This is a genomic window from Flavobacterium plurextorum, from assembly GCF_024638035.1.
Lineage (GTDB): Bacteria > Bacteroidota > Bacteroidia > Flavobacteriales > Flavobacteriaceae > Flavobacterium > Flavobacterium plurextorum.
In genome coordinates this window covers 370013-397012 of sequence record NZ_CP100442.1, presented here as the reverse complement: position 1 = coordinate 397012, position 27000 = coordinate 370013, and the positions used below count along the sequence as shown (strand labels likewise).

Here is a 27000-nt window from a genome sequence, read left to right as displayed (position 1 = left end):
GAAATTCAAAAAAATGACAGAAGGGAATTTTGTAGATTACGTTAAGATATATGTTTCTTCCGGAAAAGGAGGAAAGGGATCTACGCATTTACATAGAGAGAAATTTATTGAAAAAGGCGGTCCTGATGGTGGTGATGGAGGTCGTGGCGGACACGTATATTTAGTTGGAAATAAAGGTCTTTGGACACTTTTTCATTTAAAGTTTGCGCGTCATATTAAAGCTGGACACGGTGGAGACGGTGGAGGAGACCGTAGTACAGGAGCAGATGGTGATGATAAATTTATCGAAGTGCCGTTAGGGACTGTTGTAAAAGACAAAGAAACTGGAGAAACTCTTTTTGAAGTTACTGAACACGGAGAAAAAAGAATTCTTTCAAAAGGTGGAAAAGGTGGTTTAGGAAACTGGCATTTTAGAAGTTCTACAAATCAAACTCCAAGATATGCTCAGCCAGGTTTACCAGGTGTTGAGATGGATGTTATTCTAGAACTTAAAGTTTTGGCAGATGTTGGTTTAGTTGGTTTTCCTAATGCTGGAAAATCAACATTGTTGTCTGTTTTGACTTCGGCTAAGCCAAAAATTGCCGATTATCCTTTTACAACTTTAAAACCGAATTTAGGAATTGTGGCTTACAGAGATTTTCAATCTTTTGTAATTGCTGATATTCCTGGAATTATTGAAGGTGCTGCTGAAGGTAAAGGTCTTGGACATTATTTCTTACGTCACATTGAGCGTAATTCAACATTGCTGTTTTTAGTTCCGGTTGATACGCCAGACATTAAAGCAGAATACGATATTTTGGTAAATGAATTAACAAAATACAATCCTGAAATGTTAGATAAAGAACGTCTTTTAGTGATTTCAAAATGTGATATGCTGGATGATGAACTTAAGGCTGAATTGAAAGCTGAATTAGATGTGTCTTTTAAAGACGTTCCATATATGTTTATTTCATCTGTTGCACAACAAGGTTTAACAGATTTAAAAGATAAACTTTGGAAAATGCTTAATGAATAATCTACATTTTTAAATAATAGGAAAGGCGTTCTAGAAATAGAACGCCTTTTTGTTTTTAGAATGTTAAATTCGTAATAAACGAGTGCAAAATTGATATCATGTTCAATTTTGATATTCTTTAGGATGAAATAATTGTCAAAATGAATTATATTCGCAGAACTTAAACAAAATAACATGAAAAAAGTAGCTTTATTCTTGACCATGTGCCTAATGGCTTTTCCTGTAAGAGCTGATGAGGGAATGTGGTTTTTGATGTTTATCGAAAGATTGAACCATAGAGATATGGAAAAAATGGGCTTGCAATTAACAGCCGAAGAAATTTACAGTATTAATCACCATAGTTTAAAAGATGCTATTGTACAATTTAATGGAGGTTGTACAGCTGAGATTGTTTCTAAAGAAGGATTGGTGTTAACAAATCACCATTGCGGGTATAGTGCGATTGCAGAACTTTCGACTGCAGAACAAAATCATTTGAAAAATGGATTTTGGGCAAAGCAAAGAAGTGCCGAATTGAAACCAAAATCATTGTATGTTCGTTTCTTTGTTCGTATGGATGATGTTTCAAAAAGGATTTTGTCAAAAGTAAATGATCAAATGACCGAAGCTGAAAGAAACAAAATCATTCAGCAAGAAATCGCTTTGATTGAAAAGGAAAATAACGAAGGTGGAAAATACACTGTTTCTGTTCGTCCTTTCTTTCAAGGAAATGAATATTACTATTTCGTTTACCAAGATTATACAGACGTTCGTTTAGTTGGAACGCCGCCAGAAAGTGTTGGTAAATTTGGAGGAGATACTGACAACTGGGAATGGCCTCGTCAAACAGGAGATTTCTCTATGTTTAGAGTATATGCTGATAAAAATGGAAATCCTGCTGCATATTCAAAAGATAATGTGCCGTTACAGCCAAAACACTACTTACCTGTAAGCATTAAAGGTGTGAAAGAGAATGATTTTGCTATGATTTTAGGTTATCCTGGGCGTACAAACCGTTGGATGCCTGCTGGCGGAATCGAGCAAAACATTAAGTTTGCTTATCCTGCATGGGTTGAAGGTGCTAAAACTGGAATGGATGTAATGAAAAAGTATATGGACAAAGATGCAACAGTTCGTTTGCAATATGCGTCTAAATATGCTTCTACTGCCAACTACTGGAAAAATCGTCAAGGTATGATTGATGCTTTGACAAAAGCTGGAACAGTAGCAACAAAAACAGAACAAGAAGATAAGTTCTACGAATGGGCAACTAAACCTGCTAATAAAGAAAAGTATGAGAATGTAATTCCTACTATCAACGATTATTACAGAGAAACGAATTTAAAAGCGACTCATGATAATTATCTTACACAACTTTTGCGTACTTCAAGCTATGCAACTGGACCAGCTAATTTAGGAAATGCTTTAATTGCATATTATAATGAAAATGATGCGAAAAAAGCGGAAATGCTTCCTAAGATTAACGCAATGATTGATAATATCTATGGCGAATTTTATGCTCCATTAGAGAAAGATGTATTGACTGCTCAATTGAATTTATATTCTTCTAAAGCGGCTGAATATGGTTTAGCTCCACAAATAGCTAAAATGAAATCTGAAAATAACGGAGACTTTACTAAGGATGTAGCAAAAGCAACTGAAATTAGTTATTTTACAACTAAAGAAAAAGTATTAGCATTTATGGCTAATCCAAAACCATTAGCGATTGTACATGATCCTTTGTATATCATTTCTAATGATTTATTGACAAAATACCGTGCTAAAACTGACGATCAGGCTAAAGCTGATGATGGTTTTGCAATTGCTTTCCGTAAATTAGTTGAAGGTTTAAGAGAATCAAAACTAAATGCGATTCAATATCCTGATGCAAACTCTACTTTGAGATTGACTTACGGAAAAGTTCGTGCTTTACCTGCAGATCCTCGTAATGATGCTAAGATCAATAATTATACTACCATGGAAAGTATGGTGAAAAAGTATAAAGCAGGAGATCAAGAGTTTGATTTACCAGCTCGTTTGTTAGAGTTGAACAAGAAAAAAGATTTCGGACAATATGCTGATAAAGCAGGTTATATGCCAGTAAACTTTTTAACTGATAATGATATTACAGGAGGAAACTCTGGTTCGCCTGTATTAAACGGAAAAGGTGAACTAATTGGAATTGCTTTTGATGGAAATATCGAAGCGATGGCTGGAGATGTTATTTTTGATCCTAAATTACAAAGAACTATCAATGTTGATATTCGTTATGTACTTTGGATTATTGATAAATACGCTGGAGCTAAAAACATTATTGACGAATTGACGATTGTGAAATAATCTCAATTTATTTATAAAAGTAAACCCGACAAGTTAAAACTTGTCGGGTTTTTTTATGACTATTTTTTTAGAATTTCTACTGAACTTTTACTCGAATTCCTTTAGTATGACTTGCAAATTCGGGAGCATACATGCTTTGAATTGTTGTAATTCCGTTAGAGAATTCGCCACCGTTATTTACTCTAATATCATATTCTATAACATAGGTTCCTTTGTTGATTTGATCAAAAAAGAAATGTGTTGCAGCATCTTTTGTACTGGTGAAATATCCTAAGCGATCTTTGTATTGATATTTAGAAAGTACATTTATAGGTTCAAAGCAAGAAGCACGCATGTCTTTTAGATGAATATATTCTGCGTCTTCTTTCGAAGTAATGATTAATCGAACAGTAACTAAGTCGCCAATTTTTAAAGGATTTTTTGAAGTGATTTTTTCTAATTGATCTCCTTTTGATGTGCTTTTCTTTAAATACAATTCTTTCGAAACTGATAAAACAGATCCTGAATTGCTTTTGATTTTATCCAAATCTTCAAAATACTGCCAGTAAACGCCTCCAAATCCTGGAACTTTAGATTTGTTTTGAATGTTTATTGATGCCATTTCTTTTTTAACTTCTTCGGCTTTCCAGTTTAATTTGATGTAACCCGTTTCGGCTTCTTTTTCATTTTCTGCCAGTTTTTTAGTTACGATTTTTTCATCTCCTAATTTTATAACCGTGTTGTCTTTTACGGAAAGCCAGTCAGTACCTTGCGTTAATAAAGCATAAACAGCTTCAGTTGTCGATTTTGTTGTTGGCCAGTTTTTGGCTTGTTTGTTTTTTAACAGCCATATTTTCATCGCATCAACAGATTTTTTATCGTTATTCACTTCGGCGAAAGCCTCAATTAATAATGCCTGAGTTTCTATTGGAGACTGATACCAATACCAGCCCGATTTATTAGCAATCCAGTACATTCCCGAATCTTCGTTGTTTGATGATGTTTCTTTTAGATTTTCAATGATTTTTTTAGCGGTTTCTTTTTCGTCAAAACGATTCAAAGTCAATGCTGCTAACCCTTTCTCGTAAATAGAATAATTTATCCAATCATTTTTAGCGGTTTCCAAATAAAGTTTGGCTGCCTTTTTTAAAGTATCTGAAAGAGGATATTTTTCTAAATAAAAACTTCTTGTATATAAATAATGAAGATCAGAATCTGGATTGACCCAAATTAGTTTCTCCGAAAGTTTTAAGTCTTTGATTTTGTTTTTATAGTGTTCTAAAAATTTAGTGTCTAGAAAAGGAATTCCATTTTTTGCAATTTGATCCGTTTTATTATTGACATCGCTGGTTTTAGTCAATTTTGATAAATGCCCTAAACCTGCCAGAATATGTCTGGTTATATATTCGCTTTCTTCGCTTCCGTCAAACCATGAAAACCCTCCTGAAGGTTTTTGTTTTTGTTTTAATTTTTCGAAAGTGGCTTCCTGAGAAGTTTTCATTTTTTCTAAATCAAATAAAAGAGCCAGATTTTTTTTCTTTTGATCTTCGGTTTGCGTGTCATTTAGCCAAGGTGTTTCGGCAAGAAGTATTGATTTTAGTTCTTCGTTTTCTTCTAGTTTAGAGATTGGTGTTCCATTTTTTTTCCAATTTTCAAAAACAGCCTCAACTTTCGGATTGTTTGAAATGATTTCTGAAGCTAAAACATTTGCATAGAAACGAGCAAAAGTCTGTTCAGAACATTCATGTTCATACTCCATTAAATACGGTAAAGATTGAATGGCAATCCAAGTTGGATTTGAAGTATATTCTAAAGTAAGTTGATGATTTTTTAAAGTCGAAGAAGTATTATTTTTTAAATTCTCGAACGTGTATTGTTTTGTGGAATTCTCGCGTACCCAAATTGGAATGCTTTCTGTAACGAGCATATTGTTTGTCAGAACTGGAATAATGTTTTCTTCTCCGTCAGAAAAACGACCTGATTTTGCTAGTATTTTATATTGAATACCTTGCAGGTTTTCAGGAATAGAAATTTTCCAAGTTACTGTTGTGTTTCCAAAAGCGCCGGCAGTGAAGTTTTTGATGTTTTTTACATTACTCATCTTAACATCAATTGGTGTCATGGTAACGGCATCAAAAAAATGTAAACTGGCAATTCCTGTTTTTGCTTCGGCAGTAACATTCGAAATTTTAGCGCTGATTACAATAGTATCTTTTTCTCTAAAAAAGCGAGGGAAATTTGGCAGAATCATGAGCTCTTTTTGCGTAATTACATTTTTCTCCAAATAAGCAGAAACGGCTTCTTTATTATGAGCCAATAAACGAAGTTTCCAAGCAGTTAAAGCTTCAGGCGAAGTAAAATTGAAACTTACTTTTCCTTTAGAATCTGTTTTTAAATTAGGCAGAAAGAACGCAGTTTCAGAAAGGTTTTTTCTAGCTTTTACTTGATTTAGAGCTTCAATAGCTTTCTTGGTAGTAATAAGTATTACTCCGTTTGCGCCTTTAGCTCCATATTGCGCTCTGACATCTTTATCTTTTACAATTTCAATTTCAACAATATCATTTGAATCGAGATTTTGAATATCATTTTGTGTTACTGATTCTCCATCAAGAATGTATAGAGGTGCCGGGGCATTTCCAGAGGCAAAGCCTTTAATTTTGTTCTCTTTTATTTTTCCAAATTCTAAAGCTATATCAATTCCTGCAGTATTGTAAACGCTGTTATCTTCTTCTACTAGAGTTTCATAAGGTAATGGTTTTTTTGATCGTAGTGCTCCATATCCAACTTCTACAATTTCGTTTAAATTATTTACGTCTTCTATAAGTTTAATGTTTATGTTTTTTTTGTTTTCAGGAAAGATAGATTGTTCTTTGAAACCAATGCTGCTAAAGACTAGTTCTTCATTTGATCCAGCTTCTATTTCATAATAACCATCATTATCTGAGATTTGAATTCGTTGCGTTCCTTTTACTTGAACTGATGCTTTTGGAATTGGTGAATTCTTAGTATTAGTAATTACTCCAAAAACCAGTTTAGTATTTGATGGTTTCTTTAGTTTTTTATTCAATTCTTTTTGATATTCCCTTTGCTGGTAAGCTGTAAACGAATCATTAAAGTTAAAACCAAACCACATTAGTTTGGGGTTACTTTCGTTGTTCAATTGAATTTTTGCATCAATTGGATTTAAATTTTGTAAAGTATTTATTGTGATACCAGAAGCGATATCACTTTTAAAAGTACCGCTGCTGTAGTTTAAGTGGTAAAATTGTAGAAGCGTCCATTTCTGTTCGCTAAATTGATCTAAAGAACTGTCGTACATCGAAGCTAAAACTTCAGCTTCATTTGAAGTATTAACAGCATTTACTTTAAACGACCAATTTTCATTTTTTCCAGGGTCTATTTTGCTTCTAAAAGTTTCAATATCTATCTCTAATTTTTTTTCTTCTGTTTTTAAAGGAATATCTATTTGACCGCTGTGCAGCTGATTGTCATAAACACTTTGAAAACTTATGTTCATTGCGTTTTCAAAATAATTTTTTATTGGAACTTTAATAGTGTATTGATTGTTTTGTAAATTGATATTGTCTTCATAATAAGAGATATTATGATAACTGCCATAGATATTAATGAAAAGATTTGGCACTGTCGAGGTTAATTTTACAATTGCAAAACCATCTTTTTTAGCATCTTTATTAATTTGCTGTGCAGTAATAAGCATCCAAGGATTAGGTTTGTCTTTACTTTGAGAAAGTGAGAATTTGGTTTTAGATACGATTTTGTTTTTTAAAGTATCGAAGGCTTCTAGTACAACAACATAATTTCCAGATTTATATTCGGACATAAAATCTAAAGCGATTTCTTTGTCCTTTTCGGTATTAAATTTTCTGCTGTAAACTAAAGTCCCAAGTTCATCGGTTTTTATATTTTCAATTTTTTCAAACGGAAATAATCTTTCAAATTCTTCTTTTGAGATTGTTTCTATTTCTGGTTGTTGAAATATTCTTTCTTTGAATTTATTTGAAAATGGGTTGGTTAAATATATTTTAAGATCACCATTGGCAGGAATAAACTCGCCATTTAAATTGGTACTTGTTATCTTAATTTTATTCTCGTTTTTAGTTACTATAAAGTTGGGTACAGAAGCATTTAAAACGAGTTCATGATAACCTACTTTTATCGCTGTTTTAGCCGTTTGAGTTTCGCCATTAATATCTGTTATAGTAGTTTTAATGATATACTCTAAAATTGGTAAATCTTCTTTAGAAAGAGCTTCAAAAGTTTTAGCAATAAAATTTATTTCAAATTTCCCTGATAAATCTGTTTGTGTTTTTCCTTCAGAAATTGGTTCAATTCTTCCGTTTTTGTGATAATAACCGCCATGTTCAAAAACGAAAGACTTTGCGCTGATTTGGTATTCAACTTTGGCATTAGAAATAGAACTTCCTGCAAATGCTTTTGCTAAGCCTGTTAGTTTGACTTCTTTTTCAATTTGATAGGTTTCTTTTACAGGATCAAATTTAATTTCGAATTTAGGTCGTTTATATTCTTCAACCTTAAAATCAGTTTGGGAATATTCAAAATCAGCATTGTTCCAAAATGCATATTCTTGCTTTTTTATATCATATTCAAAACCATATTGATAGTCTTTAGGAGAAGCAATTTTTATGTTGAAATTACCAGTTCTTCCATTTTTTGGTAAAAGAAACTCACCCGAAAAAGAACCGAATTCATTGCTTGTAACCTCAAATTCTTTGATTTTTTTATAGTTTGGGTCAATAATTACAATTTTAAAAAACGTGTTTTTTACAACAGAAGTTATGTTTTTGTCTTTTTGAAAAGCAATCCCTTTAAAATAAATCGTTTGTCCAGGTCTGTAGATTGCTCTGTCTAAATATAGTTTTACATTTCCTTTGGGCTTTTCTTCTAGATTATTTGAACCATAGAGATAGTTTAAGGATCTTTTGTTAATTGAAAGTGTGTCGTTTGAGGTTGCAAATTGTATATAATCATCGACATAATAATTTGGTTCGGTTTTTTCGGCAAATGCTAAACCATTTTTGTCGGTTTTAAGAGTTTGGGTTGGCAGTTTTATCGTTACATTTTCTAAAGGCATTCCTGTTTTTCTGTCCAAGATTTGCAACAAGTCCTTTGAAGTTCCTTTTTGGGCTGAAACTGCAATATTGGTAATGTTTATGAAATCTGCAGAGAAAGCCTTTTGTGTTTTTGTGTCAGAATCACTTTCGATAAATGCTACATAAGAGCCTTTTTCTAATGCTGGTAAAAGTACTTCTGTTGAATACTGAAAATAATCTTTTTTCTCAGGAAGTATATAATCTTGAGTAACAACTGGTTTTTTATTTTCGAGTATTTTATGCGAACGAATGTCTACATTATAAGGGAAACTTTTTAATTCTGATAATTGATTTTGATTGATTTTGTAGAAGGATATTTTTAATTTATTGACGTTGTTGTAGTAAATAAGCGCTCTTGTGTTTTCGCCTATATAATTGTTTTTTTGAAGTTGAACGGATAAGTACTTAGCTTGTATTTGTGTTTTTTCTTGTAAAGCAAGTTTGTATGTATTCGAATGAATATTTGAAGCCAAAATACTGTCAAGTGAAGCGACGGCCTTAATTTTATAATCAGGATGTTTTTTTTTGGAAGCAAACCTAGAATAAAACAAGGCTTTCTCTAATTGAATTTTTTGAATTAAGTTTTGATTGTCAGTGTTTTTTTGAAAATTGTTTAAAAAATAGAGATAATCAGTATTGTAAGTAATCATGTTATTTTTACAAAACCGTATTCTATTCCATTGATTTTCTAGTGTTGGACTTGTTTTTTCTAGTTTTTGATATAGTATTAATACATTTTTCAGTTCTGTATTTTTTATAAAATTGAAATTTAGATTTACAAAATCGGTTGAGCTGCCAAGTAAGTCTTTTTTATAAATATAGAATTCATTCTTTGAAATTTCTCCGACATAAATTTTTGATGAAAAATAATTTATATTTTCGGTTAAAACATAGTCATATAAAGTTTGATTTTTAAAATCATTTATAATCGAATAATCAAAAATAGTTTCATAATCTGTAAGTGGAGTGCTTTTTAAAATGGTTTCATTTTCAAGAGAATTCTTGTAGCAATTTATAATTTGGCTGTTAAGAAAAGCGTCGGTCCAAGTTTTAAAATTGTCATCCTGAAAAGTTGTATCTGTCCTATTATACGAAAAGTAAGGTTCTTTTTTGTGAAAATCATTCAGACATTTTGCATATACCAAATTCAGAATTGCTTTTGATGGTATTGAAACACGATTAATATCTGTTTTAAGATTGTTTAAAATTTTGGTTTGTGCATTTTCATCAACGACCTGTAAAAATTTAGATTGATAGAAAAAGCATTTTATCATTTGAACTTCATCTTTTTCGGTAACTGATTTTTTGTAAATTTTGTTAACGATCGAGTTGGCAGATTTTACTTTACCTTCTTTTTCAAGAGCAATAACTTTATCCCATTTTTTGTCATTTTGCTGTCCAAAAAGAATCGTAGAAATTAATAAGAATACAAATAATATGTTTTTCATGGAAGAGTTTTAATCTATAAAGGTTCAAATTTTACTTAAGCCTGTTAATAGTTCAAATTATTTAAAGATAATTTTCGCACAAATTAGCAATTTATCTTCAAAACCAAATTATACAATCTATATTTCCTTATTTTTGAAGAATAATAATTGAGTTTTGTTAGTTACTTGCTATTTCGATTAACCAATGAAACAGTTTAACGATTAAACATTTTAAATGAAAACACATTTCATCGCTATTGGCGGGAGCGCTATGCATAATCTTGCATTGGCATTACACAATAAAGGATATCAGGTTACTGGAAGTGACGATGCTATTTTTGAACCTTCAAAATCAAGATTAGAAAAGAAAGGAATTCTTCCTGTAGAAATGGGCTGGTTTCCTGAGAAAATAACTTCTGATATTGATGCCATCATTTTAGGAATGCACGCAAAAGCGGATAACCCTGAATTGTTGAAAGCGCAGGAATTAGGATTGAAAATTTATTCGTATCCGGAGTTTTTATACGAGCAGTCTAAAAACAAAACTCGTGTTGTTATTGGTGGTTCACACGGAAAAACGACAATTACTTCGATGATTTTGCATGTAATGCATTATCATAATATTGAGGTAGATTATATGGTAGGAGCACAGTTAGAAGGTTTTGACACTATGGTTCATTTAACTGAAGAGAATGATTTTATGGTTTTAGAAGGTGATGAGTATTTGTCTTCTCCAATAGATCGTCGTCCGAAATTTCATTTATATCAGCCAAATATTGCTCTAATTTCTGGAATTGCTTGGGATCATATTAATGTTTTTCCAACATATGAAAATTATGTAGAGCAGTTTGAGATTTTTATTTCGAAGATAACAAATGGCGGGATATTAGTATATAATGAAAATGATCCTGAAGTAAAAAGAGTTTCAGAAGCTGCGACAAACCCAATTCGTAAAATGGCTTACCATACTCCAGAATATTCTGTTGCTGATGGTGTAACGCTTTTGAAAACACCAGAAGGCGATATGCCTATTGAAGTTTTTGGAGCACATAATTTAAATAATTTGGCTGGAGCAAAATGGATCTGTCAAAATATGGGTGTGGACGAAGCTGATTTTTACGAAGCAATTGCAAGTTTTAAAGGCGCCTCTAAACGTTTGGAGAAAATTGCAGAAGGAAAAGGAAAAGTTGCCTATAAAGATTTTGCTCATTCGCCAAGTAAAGTGGCTGCGACAACAAAAGCAGTAAAAGAGCAATATCCAAATAGAACTTTGGTTGCTTGTTTAGAATTACACACTTACAGCAGTCTTAATGCAGAGTTCTTAAAAGAATATGAGGGAGCACTTGAATATGCTGATGTTGCTGTTGTTTTTTATTCTCCAGATGCGGTGAAAATTAAACAATTGGAAGAAGTAACTTATGAGCAGATTGCAACTTCGTTTAATAGAAAAGATTTAATTATTTACACTAACCCAGCTGAATTTAAGGAGTATTTATTTAACTTAAATCTTGATAATTCAGCACTTTTATTAATGAGTTCTGGAAATTACGGAGGCTTGAATTTTGATGAAGTAAAAGGTTTGATTAATTAGATAATATGTCAATTAGTTAATTTGATAATGAGATATTTTGCCGATTGTAAAACAATCGGCATTTTTTTTGAATTTATTTTTGAATAATCAATTTGACATATTATCTAATTTTCTAATTGAAATTTATAATGTCCCACAATTTTATAATCAAATAAACAGTCTTCTAGAACTTGTCCGCCGCCAATATTATGAACGATTAAATTTCGTTCTCCATCTTTTGATTTTTTATGGGTTATGATTCCAATATGAGGCAATTTGTTATTGATCATCCATGTTACGATTTCTCCTGTTTTATAATCTGATGGATTTTGAGTTACTGGTAGACTTATACCTTTTCTTTCAAAAAACACTTCAAGGTTGGGTACTCTTCTGTGATCAATATTAGTATCTGTTTTAGTCATTCCCCATTTTTTTAAATTTGGATACGCTTTAAAATTTTCAATCATATCTTCATGTACTTCTTTCTGAAGATCAATTCCTAGTTTTCTATACGAACGTATTATTACATCAGTGCAAACTCCTTTATTTGCTGGCACATCTCCATTTGGATATTGAATAGCAAAATAGGCAGGATCATAATCTATTGATGAATCAATTATAGATATAGCTGCGCTTGATAATCTTTGATCAAAAGTTTTCGCAGTTTCTTGTAGATTTTGAGTCTTTAAAGAATCTTTTTGTTTTTGATTGCAAGACAAGAGTGTAAGTAAGATTATGATGGTATAAATTGATCTCATTTTTAATACAGTTGTTTTTTATTTAAAGCGAATTAAAATTACACATAAAATAAATAGAATAGATTTTTTATGAATGATTTTTCTTATTTTTTAATATATTCGTCCTCCTGAAAAATAAGCTGATTTAGTTTTTCAGTTAATTGATAAATAATGCTTTTTATGAAATCAAATCATTTTCCTATTAAAAATTGGTCAGATGATGATAAGCCACGCGAAAAATTAATGCTGAAAGGGAGGGATGCTTTGAGTGATGCGGAGTTGTTGGCCATTTTAATTGGTTCTGGTAGTCGTAATGAATCTGCTGTAGCTTTGAGTAAACGTATTTTAGCGAGTGTTGACAATCTTAATTCATTAGGAAAATTGGATATTTCTCAGTTAATTAACTTCCGCGGTATTGGAGAGGCAAAAGCGATTACTATTATTGCGGCTTTAGAGTTAGGTCGCAGACGCAGGGCAGAGGATATCATTGAGTTGAAAAAGATTACATCAAGTAAAATTGCTTTCGAAATTATGCGGCCTATTATTGGAGAATTACCTCACGAGGAATTTTGGGTGCTTTTTCTGAATAATTCAAATAAAGTGATTTCTAAAATACAGTTAAGTAAAGGCGGAATTTCAGGGACAATTGTCGACGCACGATTAATTTTTAGACTAGCATTAGAAAATCGAGCTACTGGCTTGATTTTGTGTCATAATCATCCCTCAGGTAATTTACTGCCAAGCGAGGCAGATAAAGAAATAACTGGGAGGATAAAAGCGGCTGGAGAGATTTTAGATGTTAAAATTTTAGATCATTTGATTATTACTGAAACAAAATATTATAGTTTTGTAGATGAAGGAATATTTTAATTTATGAATACCAATATTACAGACATTTTTTTTGACTTAGACCATACGCTTTGGGATTTTGATAAAAACTCAGAAATGGCTTTTGACCGAATTTTTAGCGAGAAGTATTCTGAAGTTAGAATTGGAGATTTTATCGAAAAATATGCTCCTATTAACCAAGCTTGCTGGAAATTATATCAAGAAGATAAAATTACACATCAAGAATTACGTTACAATAGATTGAAGCTTTCTTTTGAAGCTCTAAATTATACCATTTCTGATGAGCGCATCAATCAGATTGCTAATGATTATATAGATTTTTTACCAGACAATAATTATCTCTTTGATGGAACTATTGAGGTTTTAGAGTATTTGAGACCAAAGTATAAGCTTCACATCATAACAAATGGTTTTGCAAACGTGCAAGATCGAAAGATTAGTAATGCAGCTTTAGGCAGTTATTTTACTACTATTACAAATTCAGAATCGGCGGGTGTCAAAAAACCAAATAGTATTATCTTTGATTATGCAGTCAATTTGGCACAAACATCAAAAGAGAACAGTATTATGATTGGTGATGATTTTGATGCTGATGTAAATGGTGCTTTGAATGCTGGTCTGGATGCTATTTTTTTTAATGTTAAAAACATTGAGGTGCCTCAAAAATATAAACAAATTAATCATTTATTAGAACTTAAAAAATATTTATAATTATGAAACTAAAAGTTTTGTTGACTTTGCTTCTTTGTTCAGTCTTTGGATTTGCACAATCGATTAACGATTATAAGGCTGTTATTATACCGCTTAAATATGATTTTATAAAAACAGATAATCAGTATAGATTAGCAACGATTACTAAATCGAATTTAGTTAAGGCTGGATTTCAGGCTTTTTATGCAAATGAAGAAATTCCTGCAGGTTTTAGCGATAGATGTGATCTTTTATATATTGATGTAAAAAGAGATAACGCATTTTTAGTAACTAAACTTTTTATTGAGTTTAAAGATTGTTATGGAAAAGTAATTTATACATCTGAAACAGGAAGAAGTAAAGAAAAAGATTATGAGGCAGCCTATAAGGAAAGTTTAGAAGATGCTTTTAAATCGGTTAATGCTTTGAAATATAAATACAGTGGAAAAACTGCTGCGCCTGTTTCTAATAATGCGCAGAATGTTGTTGCCGCAACAGCTTTAGTTCCTGCTGTACGAATTGCAGCAACGCCAACGGCAGATGTTTCTGATCCTAATTTATTATACGCACAGCCAATGGAGAACGGATATCAGTTAATTGATAAAACGCCAAAAGTTGTTATGAAGCTTTTGAAAACTTCACGTCCAGATTCGTTTATTGCAATTAAAGATGGTGTTCAAGGAAGTTTGAATGCAAAAGACAATCAATGGTATTTTGAATATTATCAAAATGACAAATTAGTTTCTGAAAAGATTTCAGTAAAATTTTAAATAAATATATGGTTTAATAACCATATTTATCTTTCCAACGGTTCTTTAAGAATTCACGGTTACTATTCTCTCTCGAATTGTTTCCTGGATTATAAAGAACCGTTTGTTTTATGGCATCAGGCAGGAATTCTTGTTCAGCAAAGTTATTTGCATAATCGTGTGAATATTTATAATCGTCACCGTAACCTAACTCTTTCATAAGTTTTGTTGGAGCATTTCGCAAATGAATTGGAACAGGTAAATCGCCTGTTTGTTTTACCAATTGCTGTGCATTTCCTATGGCCATATAGGATGCATTACTTTTTGGAGAAGTAGCAAGATAAATGGCACATTGGCTAAGAATTATTCGGCTTTCAGGATATCCAATTGTGGTTACTGCTTGAAAGGTATTATTTGCCATAATAAACGCTGTTGGATTTGCGTTTCCAATGTCTTCACTTGAAAGAATCAACATTCTGCGTGCAATAAATTTTACATCTTCACCGCCTTCAATCATTCTTGCCAGCCAGTAAACAGCTCCATTTGGATCACTTCCTCGAATTGATTTTATAAAGGCTGAAACAATATCATAATGCTGTTCACCGCTTTTATCGTACAAGACTGTGTTTTGTTGGACTAACTCAAATACTCGGTCGTTTGTAATAATAACTTCTTCGGTGGCTGCGGCATTGATTACAAGTTCGAAAATGTTTAATAATTTTCGGCCGTCACCACCAGAAAGACGTAATAATGCTTCTGTTTCTTTTAATACAATATTTTTTGAGGCTAAGTATTTATCATTTTTTAGTGCACGGTGTAATAGTGCTTCCAAATCTGATTTTGTAAAAGCATTGAGAATGTAAACTTGACAACGTGACAGTAATGCAGGTATAACTTCAAAACTTGGATTTTCGGTAGTAGCACCAACTAGAGTAATCCAGCCTCTTTCAACAGCCGCTAAAAGAGAGTCTTGTTGAGATTTACTAAATCTGTGAATCTCATCGATAAACAAGATTGGGTTTTTGGCTGTAAATAAGCCGCCGCTTTGCTTGGCTTTTTCAATTACATCACGAATATCCTTAACACCAGAATTAATAGCGCTTAGAATATAAAACGGGCGTTTTGATTCTTGGGCTATAATTTGTGCCAAGGTAGTTTTACCAGTTCCCGGCGGGCCCCATAAAATTAAAGAGGGAATTATTCCTTTAGAAATTTGTTGTGTCAATGAACCATTAGGGCCTACTAAGTGGCTTTGACTAATATAATCTTCTAGTTTCTGTGGGCGAATACGCTCGGCTAACGGTGCTTCCATTTTGTAAAATTACTATTTTCAAATGTATTTTTTATTATTTAGAGGTTCGGAACTTAGTAAGAAGTAAGATTTAAGAAATTTTTGCTGACTGACAAATTATCAGTAAATTGTAACTGGATAGTTTTTTGATGTGAATTATTAGACTACAATTTGATATAGATGAATGATAACCACTTTAAGTTTTCTAATGCTGTTATTGGCCTTCCAGTAATTTTTGTCCTCTTATTGTGGATTGTTTATTGGGTTCAGATTAGATTTGATTTCGATTTTTATAAGAATGGAATTTATCCACGTGATTTTTATGGATTACAGGGCGTTTTCTTTAGTCCATTTATTCATGAAAATTTAGAGCATTTATATAATAATTCCATTCCGCTTTTGGTTCTGTTGGCAGCGTTGCAATATTTTTATCCCAAACAAACCATTCCTGTTATTGTTTATGGTATTTTGTTTTCGGGATTAATTACATGGATTATTGGTCGAGAAAATTTTCATATCGGGGCAAGTGGTTTAATTTATGTTTTGGTAAGTTTTATTTTCTTTAAAGGAATTCAAACAAAATATTATCGGTTAGTTGCGCTTTCATTGTCGGTGATTTTACTTTATGGCGGAATGATTTGGTATGTTTTTCCTGATGTCGATGCTAAAGTTTCCTGGGAAGGTCATCTAGCGGGTCTTTTAACGGGATTTGCGCTTAGTTTATTTTATAAAACACCTGAATATTCAAGGCCTATTGTTTATGAATGGCAGAAGCCTGATTTTGATCCTCTTGAAGATCCATTTATGAAGCATTTTGATGAGAATGGAAATTTTGTAAATACTGAAAAGAATGAAGATGAGATTGATGAGTTTGGCTCTTATTTTAGTTCGGATATTGATGTGCGTTATATCGTAACTAAAACTGAATCAGTAGATAATCAGGAGAATGATAATTAGTTTTCGTGGAAATTAGTTATTTTTGTTTGGCACATTTATTTATTTGAGATTATGAAAAAAGTATTATTTGCTGTTTTGGTTTTGCTGTTTTACAGTTCTAGTTTTTATGCGCAGTGTGATGTTAAAAATAGGGTGCTGGCTGATGGATCTATGGTATATTATTTTGATCCTGCTGTTTTTTATACAACAAAGTCTAAATCTCTAAAAATTAATATTGTTACTGACAAAGAGAATTATTTTGTGGCGCTTCAGCCAACTCCTTTTCCTCAAAAAAAAGAAGGAAAAAAAATTAAAGACGATTTAGTTATTCAGCTGGCAGATCATAAAGAGTATAAGTTAACTCATTATGACACACAGTATTTAGAAAATGATTCGATTATGCAGGTTTTGTATTTAATAGACAATAAAGATCTAGAGGCATTTTCTAAGTTTGAAGCTGTTGTCGCAGCAATCAATATGAAGGGAACGGAATTTGTACGCGATTATAACTTTAAACTTCATAAAGATGCAATTATGAAGCAGCTTGCATGCTTTTTGAAAAAAGAGGAGAAGTGAGGTTAATCTTCGTGTGGAGCTTCAGGTTTATGTAAAATCTTTTTATCTATATTCTTCAGAAGGTTATTGAATGTTAAGGTTAATGATACCGCATTTACAATTTGATTATTGTCATTTCTAGGTAAGTATTCATTGGCATAAGTTAGTTCAATTTGTGTGTCTTCTGTGAATAAGTATCCTGCTCCTATATTTAATCTATTTCTGTCGAAGAAACTTTGTCCGGTTACTTTTGTACCAGATTTGAAAAAAAGTTCATCAGATGCGATGGCGTAGACAACTCCTTCTCTTAAAATTTTACTATTTATTGGTTTGATATATTTAATTTGCTGTCTATATCGTAGTACATTTTCAAAAGTATCATCTTGATTTTTCATATGTCGAAGCTCAGTTCTTAATCGTGTACTGAGTGTATATCCTGTTTTATGAAAATAATAAATGCCTTGTAAAGCAAATCTCCATTCTGGAGATTGAAATTGACCTATTTCAGGCACATCTTTGTTGTTGTAGAATGCGACAAAAGAGGATAATTTCCAGCGTGGTGATAGGTAATAATGTGCCCATCCGCGAAGAGATCTTTGTGTGTTTTCGTCAAATATATTGGGAGAAGATTCGGTACTGCTGTAGCTTGTGCCAATGTTTAATTCGGTAGACCATTTTTCGCTGAGTGTTCTGTTAAATTGAACTTCGCCCCAAAATTGATTGTACTTTGTTGTTTGTCCATAGTTAATCGTCGCAGTGAAGAGTACTGCAACGATTAAGCTACGTTTGTTAAGTATTATTTTATAAACAGGTTTTAAAGACATTCAATATTGTATTAAGTTGCCACCCTATTTCAAAATTTTTTAGCTTCTTTGGCGAACGGCTTCATATAAAAAAGCACCGCAGGCAACAGATACATTTAGAGATCCTATTGATCCAAACATTGGTAATTTTGCTTTTTCATCAACGATCTTAAGTACAGATGGGTTAATTCCTCTGTCTTCAGATCCCATGATGATTGCTACGGGTTCATTTAATGACAAATCATAAATGTTCTGATCTGTTTTTTCAGTTGCTGCAACAGTTTTAATTCCGGATCCCTGAAGATAGAATATTGCATCTTTAATATGTTCTACTTTGCAGATAGGCACATTAAAAACAGCACCAGCTGATGTTTTAACAGTATCGCCGTTTACGGGAGCAGAACCAGCTTTTTGTACTATAATTCCGTTTACACCAGTACATTCAGCTGTTCTAATAATTGCACCAAAATTTCTAGCGTCTGAGATTTGATCTAGTATTAAAAATAATGGCTTAGAACCAGAAGCAATTGTTGATTCTACAAGGTGTTCTATATCGATAAAACCAATCGGTGAAATAGTAGCTACTGCACCTTGGTGATTGTTTGGAGTTAGTCGGTTTAGTTTTTCAACAGGAACATAAGAGAAATTAATGTTGGCACGTTTCATTACCTTCATTAAATCTTTCATTAATTCACCAGAAATATCTTTTTGTATAAATACTTTATCTACTTCCTGACCTGCTTGTATTGCTTCTATAATGGCTCTAATGCCAAATATTTGATGTTCTTTTTCCATAGGACAAATATAGGTATATTGTTTATATAAAAAAAAACCACCCCAAATGAATGGGATGGTTTTGAAATAAAAATCTTTATTTAGCTTAGTGTTCGTCTTCAGCGAAACCAGTTCTCTTATAACCTGCTATTTCATAGATTTTTCCTGGATCATCTGAGAATTCAGCTTTAAAAGAGATGGCGTCAACAGTGTGACCTCCAGTAGATTTTGTTCCATTTTTAACGACTTTACCGTCTGTAATGTTTACAGTAATGTCATATGTTTCAACAACGTCTTTTGTATCAGGATCGTCGTCTACAACGCTACTTACTAATTTATTTCCTGCAAATGTCGATGCGCCAAGATTTACAGGAGTTTTGCACTTAAACAACCAAATAGTACCGTGATCATCAATCCACATATCTTTTCCATCATTTGCTGATGTATTGTAAGTAGAAATACGTTTATAACCAATTACTACTTTGCCATTAAGTGATGTTTGGACAAACCAATCCCCGGCAAGAGCCTGTGTCGATGTTCCTCCAGCATCGGTGTTTCCAACTTCGTCACAAGCTGAAAATGACGTAAGTACTAGCATTGCAGCAAGTATACGTGTTATATTTTGTTTTAATTTTTTCATTTTCATTTTATTAAATTATCTTTTAAATATTCTTTCCGCAGTACCAAATACAGCTGAAGCATAAATTACCCATCTCCAGTTGTCTTTGTCGGTAATGGTTCCAATGTTACTTTCGGCTGAAATTCCAGATACAGAAGCGTTAGGGTTGTATGGTGCATATACTTGTTTGTCATCTATGTTATAGAATACCATAGTTAACATGTCATCGGCCACATTGTAACCTGTTGCATTGTCACAGGTATATTTTCTTCCTCCTAAGCTTTTTACAACGTTAGGGTTGCCATTTCTAAGAAAAGTACCAGTTAGGTCTATTGTGCTTGGTTTGTTACTTAAAACAACAACTGTACGTGTTACTGTGGCTGGAAATCCGTCACTATTCACTGCAGAGTAGTTAACTTTGTACATGCTAGGTTTACTAGTGTCTACGGTTCCAGCAGTTTTAACTTCAAGTTGCTGTCCTCCAGCTTCGGCTTTGGCACCTAATTCTGTATAGGTTTCTCCTTGTGTCATGACAACAAGTGCGTCACCATTAATAGACATGTTAGCGTACTTTGTAACTTTTGAAACATTATCGCTATCTGCCTCACAAGATGTAAATAATAACCCTGAAGCTACTATTGCTAATATAAGTATTTTTTTCATCGTTTATTTTTTTTAATTAACATCCCACCATACAGGTACAGTGATCGCTTTTAAAGTAGGAGCGTTAGGGTTTCTTGATTTTACGGTATTAGGTAAAACCACTCTTCTAGGGAATTTGTTTCCAGTTACATTTTCTACAGACATAGCTAATTGACCTGCAATATATGCTGGATCAGTTTGAGCTACAGATGATTCTTTAGGGAAACCAGTTCTGTTTTGTTCTACAAATGATTCGTATCCATTACCAGGGAAGCTTGAAATCCATTTTTGTGTAATAATTGCCTCGATCTGTGCAGTTGTTCCAGTTGCAGGGAATTCATATTTACCAGCTGCAGCAGTAAAAGTAGATCCATCAAGAGAATATTTAGTGAAGTTTGCTGCTACTCCTAAATCATATTTTGCTTTTGCTCCAGCACCAGCATAATATCTTGTAAGAGCTTCTGCCTGTAAAAAGTAGCTTTCCTCAGCGCTAATGAAATATACTGGAGTTTTCGCATTTAGGATTACTGTTGAAAGTCCTGGTGTTGTGTTTTCAAAATCTCCTTGGTTATTTGGTACCCCAGCTCCGTAATACTTAGCAAGACGCGGGTCAGCTTTACCTTGAAGATAGTTGTACATAGTTTTACTAGCTTTCAAATTTTGCGTTGTATTCAATTGTCTTCTATCTGACTCAAACAAAGGATTGCTTCTGTCGGCTGCATCTTCAAATTGAGTCATAGCGGCATCAACATCTAAAAATTGAGCTCCTGAATTAATTAAAGATTTAATTCCAGATTCGGCAAGTGCTGGGTTTACTTGAGTTAATCTCAAGTGTAATTTTAGCAGTAAAGTGTTACCATACTTTGTCCAGTTTTCCATGTTTCCTCCAAAGATGAAATCATCTTTAGATGGAACATCACCTACTGATGCACTTTGATCTTTTGATAGTGCTAACTTTAAATCTGCGATCATTAAATCATATGCTTCTTTTCCTGTGTTGAATTTAGGTTGAAGTATTTGTGGGTTGTTTGCTTCTGCATAAGGAATGTCGTCATATAAATCTGTCATTACTTGAGAAGCTTGTACTTCAAGAACCGTCGCGATTAAAAAGTAATTCCAGTTGCCTTCAGTTTTTGCTTTTGCTTTTACAACTCTAATGTCATTTAAAGCATCATACATTGCTGTCCAACCTTGTTGATAATCATTGGTTCCAATACTATATTGATCTACGTCTTTGTATTGATTAGAAGTATTATTTTGTGTCCAGAATTGTGACCAAAATCCGCCTATAATTGCATAGTAAGATCCTTGAGCTCCTGCTACTCCTGCAATACCAGCAGGTAGAATGGTGCTATATGCTTGTCCCGGAGGTAATAGATCCGGATCTCTATTAATGTCAAATGTATCGTCACATGACACTAATAAGAAAAGAGCTGTTACTAATGTTGCTATTTTTTTCATTTTTCTATATTTATTATTAGAATGATAATTTTAAGACTCCACCAATTGATCTTTGTGATGGGTTAGATGCAAATTCTCCAAAATCTGAAATTACACCTGTTCCGAATGTTCCAGTTTCAGGATCTGTATATGGGTTTGATCCAGGAGTCCACATGAAAAGATTTCTTGCATAAACTCCAAGTGTAATTTTGTTTATTCCCATATTTTTGCTTACTGAAGAAGGGAAATCATAGTTAAAATTAACTTCTCTTAATCTTATAAAAGTTTTGTCAATTACGTGAGTAGATTCAATACCAGGATTATTTGTAGTATTGTAGAACGATGCAACTTTGTCATAAGCAATTGGTGTAGTGTTCTCTGTGTAAGTTACAGCGCCATTTGAGTCAACATGCTCGTTAACAGAATTAGGAATGATAAATGGGTTTCTATCATTAAATACAGTTTCGATACCGTTTCCTACGAAATGAGAAAGTCTCTTAGTATAAGAATAGAATTCTCCACCTTGTTTCCAGTCTAATGAGAAGCCTAAGTTAAAGTTTTTGTATTTAAAAGTGTTTTGTAGTCCCATAACGAAATCACGTTGTGAGTTTCCTAAACGTTGGATGTCATCAGTTACTTCATACATTCCTGAAGCTGGATTTACAATATATTGTCCAGCAGCATTTGTTTTTGGCGCTTGAGAATAGAATGTTCCGATAGGTTGTCCTTTAGTTGCTCTGTAAGTTACTCCATATGAGCTTGTTAAGTCAATATCCTTGAATCCAGGTGCTAATTCTGTAACTTCATTTAAGTTTTTAGTGAAAGTATAGGTAATACTCCAAGAAAAGTCTTTGTTTTTGATTGGGCTTCCAGTAAGTGAAAGTTCAATACCTTTATTTATAATTTCTGCAGCATTAATGTATTTACTTAGGAATCCAGTTGAAGGATCTAAAGGTAAATTAACAATTAGGTCAGAAGTGGTTTTGTGATAAAATGCAACATCGTAGCTGATTCTGTTCTTTAAGAAAGACCCTTCAGCTCCAATTTCATATTCAACTGTAGATTCTGGTTTTAATTCTGAGTTTCCAAGTCTTCCAGATGCTTCATAATAGCTTACTCCTCCAATCGGCGATGCAATTATACCAGCGTTTGCAGCAGCAGAACCTGGGATATATGAATTTTCAGTAACGTAAGGTTGAGTGTCATTTGCAATTTTAGAAGCAGCTCCTCTTAATTTTAAGAAAGTACTTCCGTTGTCAATTACTATAGCACCAAGAGATAAAGCTGGGTAGAAGTAAGCATTATTGCCAATTGGCAATGTAGAAGTTACATCTTCTCTACCTGTAATAGTTGCAAAATATCTGTTTTTGTATGCAAATTCAGCAGAAGCATAAACAGCAGCATTTTTTCTTACAGAGTTATTCTGTGTGATTACTGGTCTTTGCGCAGAATTTGAAAGTTCGTAGAAGTTTTTAATACCTAACTGTGTAATTGTATTAGTTAACTCATCAGATTCTCTTTTGTTGTAATTTAGACCTCCTAAAAGATTTAATGTCCAATCCTCACTTAAGTTTGTGTTATAGTTAAGGTTAAAGAAGGTGTCGAATTCGCTGAACTCTGATCTTCCTTCTGTAACTCCACCAACTACTCTGTTTGCTGCTGCAATAGCTTGTGGAGTGCCTGGGGCATAATCTACAACAGCTCCGTAACTTTTTAATCTCTCAGATCTTAAGTTACCTCCGACTTGCCATGATGCAGTAAGTTTGTCAGTAATTTTGTAGCTTAAGTTTACATTTCCAAAAATGTTATTACCATAAACTTTAGTACTGTTTTCATTTATTGAAAAATAAGGATTTGCAGCATAAGGAGTGAAATAGTAATCAGGTGTGTTGAAAACGTTATTCTTGTAATCATGTAAGTCTACAATGCTGACATCTCTAGGTATTTGAAGTAAATCCTGTTGTAAAGTGGATCCTTGTCCAGCATCATCACCTTGTCCAGTATTTACAACTGCTTGATTTTTGTAAACATAGTTTATAGATGTTCTTAAAGTGAATTTGTTTGATTTTAATCCACCATTAAAACCTACAGATTGTTTTTTATACAAATCAGCATCAGAAGGAACAACTCCATCACTGTTTACATTAGAGAAAACTAATGAGAAATCTGAAGTGTCGCCACCTCCGCTTAAGTTTACAGATTGTGTAGCTAACGAACCAGTGTTGTAAAAATCTCTTACGTTATTTTTTAATCCAACATAAGGTTTGATTTGTTGAGTGTTATTGTATATAGTTCCCCAAGGTCTTACTTCGCCGTTGAATGCAGGTCCCCAAGAACCGTTTTCGTTGCTGAAAGTGTTTGGGTTTGAATAACCAGCTCCATTCCATCCTTGACCAAATTGGTTTTGTAGATGAGGAACTCTTGCTACTTCACTGAATTCTGTTGATGCTAACATGTCAACTTTAATTCCGGTGTTTGCTTTTCCTTTTTTAGTGGTAATAAGTATTACACCACCACCAGCTCTTGAACCGTATAAAGCAGATGCGGCTGCTCCTTTAAGTACGGTCATGCTTTCGATGTTGTTAGGATCAAGGTCACTAATACCGTTACCAGCATCATATGATCTTGTTACAGTACCAATTCCATCGTTTCCTGTACCTGTTGCTGTGTTGTTAATAGGGGATCCATCTACAATGTAAAGAGGGCCAGAGTTTCCAGTAATAGTGTTTAAACCACGAATAATCACTTTAGTTGATGCTCCAGGTTGAGATGGGGCAGTAATATCTACCCCCGCAATTTTACCAGAAAGTGTTTCAAATGGGTTAGTGTTTACTACCGCTGTTAGTTGTTCTGATTTTAAGGTTGTTGTTGCGTAACCAAGAGATTTTTTCTCTCTTTTAATACCAAAGGCAGTTACAACAACACCTTCTAGTTCTTGTGCGCCAGCATCAGCTAGTTTTACATTAACATTCGCAGAAGTCGCAGCTACTTCTTGGGTTTTCATCCCGATGTAGCTAAATACCAAAACTTGGCTTGAAGAAGCTTTGATCGAAAATTTACCATCAAAGTCTGTTTGCGTTCCTGTCTTAGTTCCTTTAACTAATACACTAACACCTGGTAAAGGCATTCCTGCATTGTCAGAAACTGTTCCAGAGACAGCTCTTTCTTGCGCAAAAGAAAGTTGCGCAACTAGTACTAATAAAAGTACTAAGAATCCATTGAACTTTAGTTTCATTTTTAAATATTTTGAATTAGTTTGACAAAAATCTTAATAATTTGTTAATCTACCTAATATAAGGCGTTTTTTTTTTAGTTAAATTATAATTTTGAACACGTAATTTGTTGTTTTGTTTGAAAAAACATGCTTAAAATTGCAAATCCGTATTTTTTTGTGTTAAAATTGAGAATAATTAAAAATATCAGCAATGGGGTAAATGTTAAATTTATTCAAGCAGACTATTTAAATGTTTTTTTTATAACTTTTGTCTTAAAAAAGAGAGTATTTGGTGTGTTGTTTTCTGTTAAAATTAGGATAATTACTGAATTGTTGTATGTTAAGCTATTTATAATGCGGTTAAAAGTTGGGTATTTCTTGTTTAGTGTTGTGTGCTTTTGTGGGTTTGTTTTTTGAGTAATGTGAAATAAAGGTTAAGTTTTTAAAGGGCAGGTTGTTGTTAGAATTTAACGTTGTAGTTTATGTTTAGCATGCTGTTGTTTAGTTTTATTTCTGTTTTGTTTGTGCTTCCGTTAGCTATTGTGATTTTTAAAAGTCCGTTTTTTGTTAATAGCCCTAGTCCAATACCGGCAGAGAATAATGTGTTGATTTTTTTGGGATTTGTTTGAGAGGTTTGGTCTTGGTATAGTCCGCTGTCGAGTATGCTGTGTATATATAAGTTTTGGCTTGTTCGGTATCTGTATTCTGTTAGGAGTAGATTAACATTGTTGCCCTGAAGGTTGTTTTCGGCAAATCCTCGAATTGATTTTAATCCTCCAAAACGGAATAGTTCATTTGTTATGTAGTTTTCGCTTTTTAGGTACTGGCTTTGAAGGTTTACGTAGAAGTAGTTTTTTTTATTGAGTTCAAAGTTGTAAGATAGATTTAAGTTGAGGAGTAATTGTGGAGTTGTTTTTGTTGTTGGTGAGTTAGATGTGTTTCTTTTTCCAAAACCAATTGTGGAATAAATAGTAGCTTTTTTGTAAAAAAGATCATTACTGTTGTCGTTTTCTTTGTAATCAAAGGTTAGTGTTGTGAAGGAGTTCTTGTAGTCGCTAATGATTGAATTGTTTGTATTTTGAATGTCACTTGATTCTGTGGCTTGGTAGCCTAGGTAGATTTTAGAGTTGTATTTTAAAAAATAACCTAGATCAATAGATGTTTTGGTGTTTTGAAAAGTGCTGTCTTGCTTGAATATGTTTAATTGAGCTTTTATTCCAAGTGGGCTTTGGAAAATGTATGGTATTTCAATTTTTGTATTAAAGGATTGTTGTTGGTTACCGTCGCTTTTCCAGTATAGCGAAAATTGCTCTCCTGAGTGTAATGTGTTTAACAGGGTGATGTCAAGGTATCCATTGAGTCTGATTTTTTTGCTCTCTTCATTTGAGAAGCCAATGTAGCCATCAAAACTGTTGGCTTTTCTTTTTTCTATATAGGTGTAAATTTTAGTAGAGTCCTTTGTGAATAGAATCTCTGGATATTTTGTTTGATTAAGAAACTCGTAGTTGTTAATATCTGTGTAAAGTTCTTTTAGTGTTTCTTGATTGAAGGTTTTGTTTGTGTATTTTTTGTTTAGCTGTTTTAGATGTCCTTTTGGGAAATAATCTGCTTTGGTGGTATTTTGGTATTTTGTGATGATCGAGTTTATGGTGCGCTTTTTTTCTGATTCAAATTTTAAATCGGAGTATATTGTTTTGTTTTTTCGTTGGATGTTTTCAAGTTTAAGTTTGTTTAATGCGTAGCCTTGTTTTTCGGCGTCAAGTGTTACTTTGTTTAAAAAGTTTTCTATTTCATTGTATGGAATGAATATACTGTCGTTTTTTTTTGTTTCTAAATTGAAAATGGAATTGTTTGATTTTATATTTATATGTATGCTGGTGATTTGTTTTTTTAAGATTATTAAGGTGTTATAAGTGCTGTCGTTTATTTTTGTGGCTGTTGTTGTTTGGTTGTCTATGTATCCTTTTTTTGATAATTTCTGCGATGTGATTCTTATTTCGTTAAGAAGGGATTTTGTGTTTTTGTGGGTTTTTGAGTAATTTGTTGAGTCAATAGTTTGAGTTTCGAGAGGGTTTGATCCACTAATGGTTAAGTGAAGACTTTGGGCATAACAAGAAAAACTTAGGCTGAAGAAAAATATAAGGATAAATTGTTTCAAGTGTTATTTTGTGTTGATTAAATGCGTTACAAATATCTATTGTTTGTTCGTAAAAACATAGCGATAAATAATGTTGTTGAAAATTAATGAATTAACGTTTG

At 32.8% G+C, this 27000-nt stretch carries 18 protein-coding genes; 8 read left to right on the top strand and 10 right to left on the bottom strand.

Going from position 1 to position 27000, the window contains the following annotated elements; genetic code table 11:
* Positions 1-13 precede the first annotated feature (13 nt).
* The gene (gene obgE / locus NLG42_RS01930; protein ID WP_089058785.1) at positions 14-1015 is read left to right on the top strand and encodes a GTPase ObgE; all 1002 of its coding nucleotides are present in this window, start codon (positions 14-16) and stop codon (positions 1013-1015) included.
* A gap of 174 nt (positions 1016-1189) precedes the next feature.
* Positions 1190-3334 carry a S46 family peptidase gene (locus NLG42_RS01925; RefSeq protein WP_257682855.1) on the top strand — a complete coding sequence of 715 codons (2145 nt, stop codon included), beginning with the start codon at positions 1190-1192 and terminating at the stop codon, positions 3332-3334.
* A gap of 76 nt (positions 3335-3410) precedes the next feature.
* Here the strand turns inward: NLG42_RS01925 and NLG42_RS01920 are convergent, their stop codons facing one another.
* Positions 3411-9893 (bottom strand): alpha-2-macroglobulin family protein, encoded by a 6483-nt coding sequence (locus NLG42_RS01920; RefSeq protein WP_257682854.1) that lies wholly within the window; start codon positions 9891-9893, stop codon positions 3411-3413.
* Between the two features lie 214 nt (positions 9894-10107).
* Here NLG42_RS01920 and NLG42_RS01915 point away from each other — a divergent pair, with 214 nt between their 5' ends.
* The gene (locus NLG42_RS01915) at positions 10108-11463 is read left to right on the top strand and encodes a UDP-N-acetylmuramate--L-alanine ligase (RefSeq protein ID WP_257682853.1); all 1356 of its coding nucleotides are present in this window, start codon (positions 10108-10110) and stop codon (positions 11461-11463) included.
* Positions 11464-11567: 104 nt separating this feature from the next.
* Here NLG42_RS01915 and NLG42_RS01910 read toward each other — a convergent pair whose 3' ends face one another.
* Positions 11568-12200 (bottom strand): DUF1287 domain-containing protein, encoded by a 633-nt coding sequence (locus NLG42_RS01910; protein WP_257682852.1) that lies wholly within the window; start codon positions 12198-12200, stop codon positions 11568-11570.
* 159 nt (positions 12201-12359) lie between these two features.
* Between NLG42_RS01910 and radC the strand changes: the two genes are divergently transcribed.
* Genes radC through NLG42_RS01895 form a run of 3 tightly spaced genes read left to right on the top strand, consistent with a single transcriptional unit; the run spans position 12360 to position 14488 of the window.
* Positions 12360-13049 carry a RadC family protein gene (gene radC / locus NLG42_RS01905; protein WP_099720379.1) on the top strand — a complete coding sequence of 230 codons (690 nt, stop codon included), beginning with the start codon at positions 12360-12362 and terminating at the stop codon, positions 13047-13049.
* A 3-nt stretch (positions 13050-13052) separates the two neighbouring features.
* Entirely contained in the window at positions 13053-13739 is a 687-nt protein-coding gene (locus NLG42_RS01900) for a YjjG family noncanonical pyrimidine nucleotidase (RefSeq protein WP_257682851.1), read from the top strand.
* Between the two features lie 2 nt (positions 13740-13741).
* Positions 13742-14488, top strand: coding sequence for a hypothetical protein (locus NLG42_RS01895; RefSeq protein ID WP_089058792.1), 747 nt, complete (start codon positions 13742-13744; stop codon positions 14486-14488).
* Positions 14489-14501: 13 nt separating this feature from the next.
* Here NLG42_RS01895 and NLG42_RS01890 read toward each other — a convergent pair whose 3' ends face one another.
* Entirely contained in the window at positions 14502-15779 is a 1278-nt protein-coding gene (locus NLG42_RS01890; protein ID WP_089058793.1) for a replication-associated recombination protein A, read from the bottom strand.
* 159 nt (positions 15780-15938) lie between these two features.
* Between NLG42_RS01890 and NLG42_RS01885 the strand changes: the two genes are divergently transcribed.
* A complete protein-coding gene (locus NLG42_RS01885) occupies positions 15939-16715 on the top strand; it encodes a rhomboid family intramembrane serine protease (protein WP_257682850.1) in 777 nt (258 codons plus the stop codon).
* Positions 16716-16766: 51 nt separating this feature from the next.
* On the top strand, positions 16767-17270 hold the full coding sequence (locus NLG42_RS01880) for a hypothetical protein (RefSeq protein ID WP_257682849.1): 504 nt from the start codon (positions 16767-16769) through the stop codon (positions 17268-17270).
* A 2-nt stretch (positions 17271-17272) separates the two neighbouring features.
* Here the strand turns inward: NLG42_RS01880 and NLG42_RS01875 are convergent, their stop codons facing one another.
* From NLG42_RS01875 to NLG42_RS01845, 7 genes are all read right to left on the bottom strand, one after another.
* The gene (locus NLG42_RS01875; RefSeq protein WP_099720383.1) at positions 17273-18073 is read right to left on the bottom strand and encodes a DUF2490 domain-containing protein; all 801 of its coding nucleotides are present in this window, start codon (positions 18071-18073) and stop codon (positions 17273-17275) included.
* 39 nt (positions 18074-18112) lie between these two features.
* Positions 18113-18847, bottom strand: a complete 735-nt coding sequence (rlmB, locus tag NLG42_RS01870) for a 23S rRNA (guanosine(2251)-2'-O)-methyltransferase RlmB (protein WP_129054140.1) — start codon at positions 18845-18847, stop codon at positions 18113-18115.
* Between the two features lie 85 nt (positions 18848-18932).
* Positions 18933-19466, bottom strand: coding sequence for a lipid-binding protein (locus NLG42_RS01865; protein WP_165768074.1), 534 nt, complete (start codon positions 19464-19466; stop codon positions 18933-18935).
* Between the two features lie 15 nt (positions 19467-19481).
* Positions 19482-20006 (bottom strand): immunoglobulin-like domain-containing protein, encoded by a 525-nt coding sequence (locus NLG42_RS01860; RefSeq protein ID WP_165768075.1) that lies wholly within the window; start codon positions 20004-20006, stop codon positions 19482-19484.
* 114 nt (positions 20007-20120) lie between these two features.
* The gene (locus NLG42_RS01855) at positions 20121-21548 is read right to left on the bottom strand and encodes a SusD/RagB family nutrient-binding outer membrane lipoprotein (protein ID WP_089058800.1); all 1428 of its coding nucleotides are present in this window, start codon (positions 21546-21548) and stop codon (positions 20121-20123) included.
* A gap of 16 nt (positions 21549-21564) precedes the next feature.
* Positions 21565-24762 (bottom strand): SusC/RagA family TonB-linked outer membrane protein, encoded by a 3198-nt coding sequence (locus NLG42_RS01850; RefSeq protein ID WP_257682848.1) that lies wholly within the window; start codon positions 24760-24762, stop codon positions 21565-21567.
* Positions 24763-25201: 439 nt separating this feature from the next.
* Complete coding sequence (locus tag NLG42_RS01845; RefSeq protein ID WP_257682847.1) at positions 25202-26899, bottom strand: BamA/TamA family outer membrane protein; 1698 nt, start codon at positions 26897-26899, stop codon at positions 25202-25204.
* Positions 26900-27000 lie beyond the last annotated feature (101 nt).

What these genes read in the sequence shown, in the direction of transcription:
- obgE (WP_089058785.1), top strand. Translation starts at nt 14, where the DNA reads ATGACAGAAGGGAATTTTGTAGATTACGTTAAGATATATGTTTCTTCC.
- NLG42_RS01925 (WP_257682855.1), top strand. Translation starts at nt 1,190, where the DNA reads ATGAAAAAAGTAGCTTTATTCTTGACCATGTGCCTAATGGCTTTTCCT.
- NLG42_RS01920 (WP_257682854.1), bottom strand. Translation starts at nt 9,893, where the DNA reads ATGAAAAACATATTATTTGTATTCTTATTAATTTCTACGATTCTTTTT.
- NLG42_RS01915 (WP_257682853.1), top strand. Translation starts at nt 10,108, where the DNA reads ATGAAAACACATTTCATCGCTATTGGCGGGAGCGCTATGCATAATCTT.
- NLG42_RS01910 (WP_257682852.1), bottom strand. Translation starts at nt 12,200, where the DNA reads ATGAGATCAATTTATACCATCATAATCTTACTTACACTCTTGTCTTGC.
- radC (WP_099720379.1), top strand. Translation starts at nt 12,360, where the DNA reads ATGAAATCAAATCATTTTCCTATTAAAAATTGGTCAGATGATGATAAG.
- NLG42_RS01900 (WP_257682851.1), top strand. Translation starts at nt 13,053, where the DNA reads ATGAATACCAATATTACAGACATTTTTTTTGACTTAGACCATACGCTT.
- NLG42_RS01895 (WP_089058792.1), top strand. Translation starts at nt 13,742, where the DNA reads ATGAAACTAAAAGTTTTGTTGACTTTGCTTCTTTGTTCAGTCTTTGGA.
- NLG42_RS01890 (WP_089058793.1), bottom strand. Translation starts at nt 15,779, where the DNA reads ATGGAAGCACCGTTAGCCGAGCGTATTCGCCCACAGAAACTAGAAGAT.
- NLG42_RS01885 (WP_257682850.1), top strand. Translation starts at nt 15,939, where the DNA reads ATGAATGATAACCACTTTAAGTTTTCTAATGCTGTTATTGGCCTTCCA.
- NLG42_RS01880 (WP_257682849.1), top strand. Translation starts at nt 16,767, where the DNA reads ATGAAAAAAGTATTATTTGCTGTTTTGGTTTTGCTGTTTTACAGTTCT.
- NLG42_RS01875 (WP_099720383.1), bottom strand. Translation starts at nt 18,073, where the DNA reads ATGTCTTTAAAACCTGTTTATAAAATAATACTTAACAAACGTAGCTTA.
- rlmB (WP_129054140.1), bottom strand. Translation starts at nt 18,847, where the DNA reads ATGGAAAAAGAACATCAAATATTTGGCATTAGAGCCATTATAGAAGCA.
- NLG42_RS01865 (WP_165768074.1), bottom strand. Translation starts at nt 19,466, where the DNA reads ATGAAAAAATTAAAACAAAATATAACACGTATACTTGCTGCAATGCTA.
- NLG42_RS01860 (WP_165768075.1), bottom strand. Translation starts at nt 20,006, where the DNA reads ATGTCTATTAATGGTGACGCACTTGTTGTCATGACACAAGGAGAAACC.
- NLG42_RS01855 (WP_089058800.1), bottom strand. Translation starts at nt 21,548, where the DNA reads ATGAAAAAAATAGCAACATTAGTAACAGCTCTTTTCTTATTAGTGTCA.
- NLG42_RS01850 (WP_257682848.1), bottom strand. Translation starts at nt 24,762, where the DNA reads ATGAAACTAAAGTTCAATGGATTCTTAGTACTTTTATTAGTACTAGTT.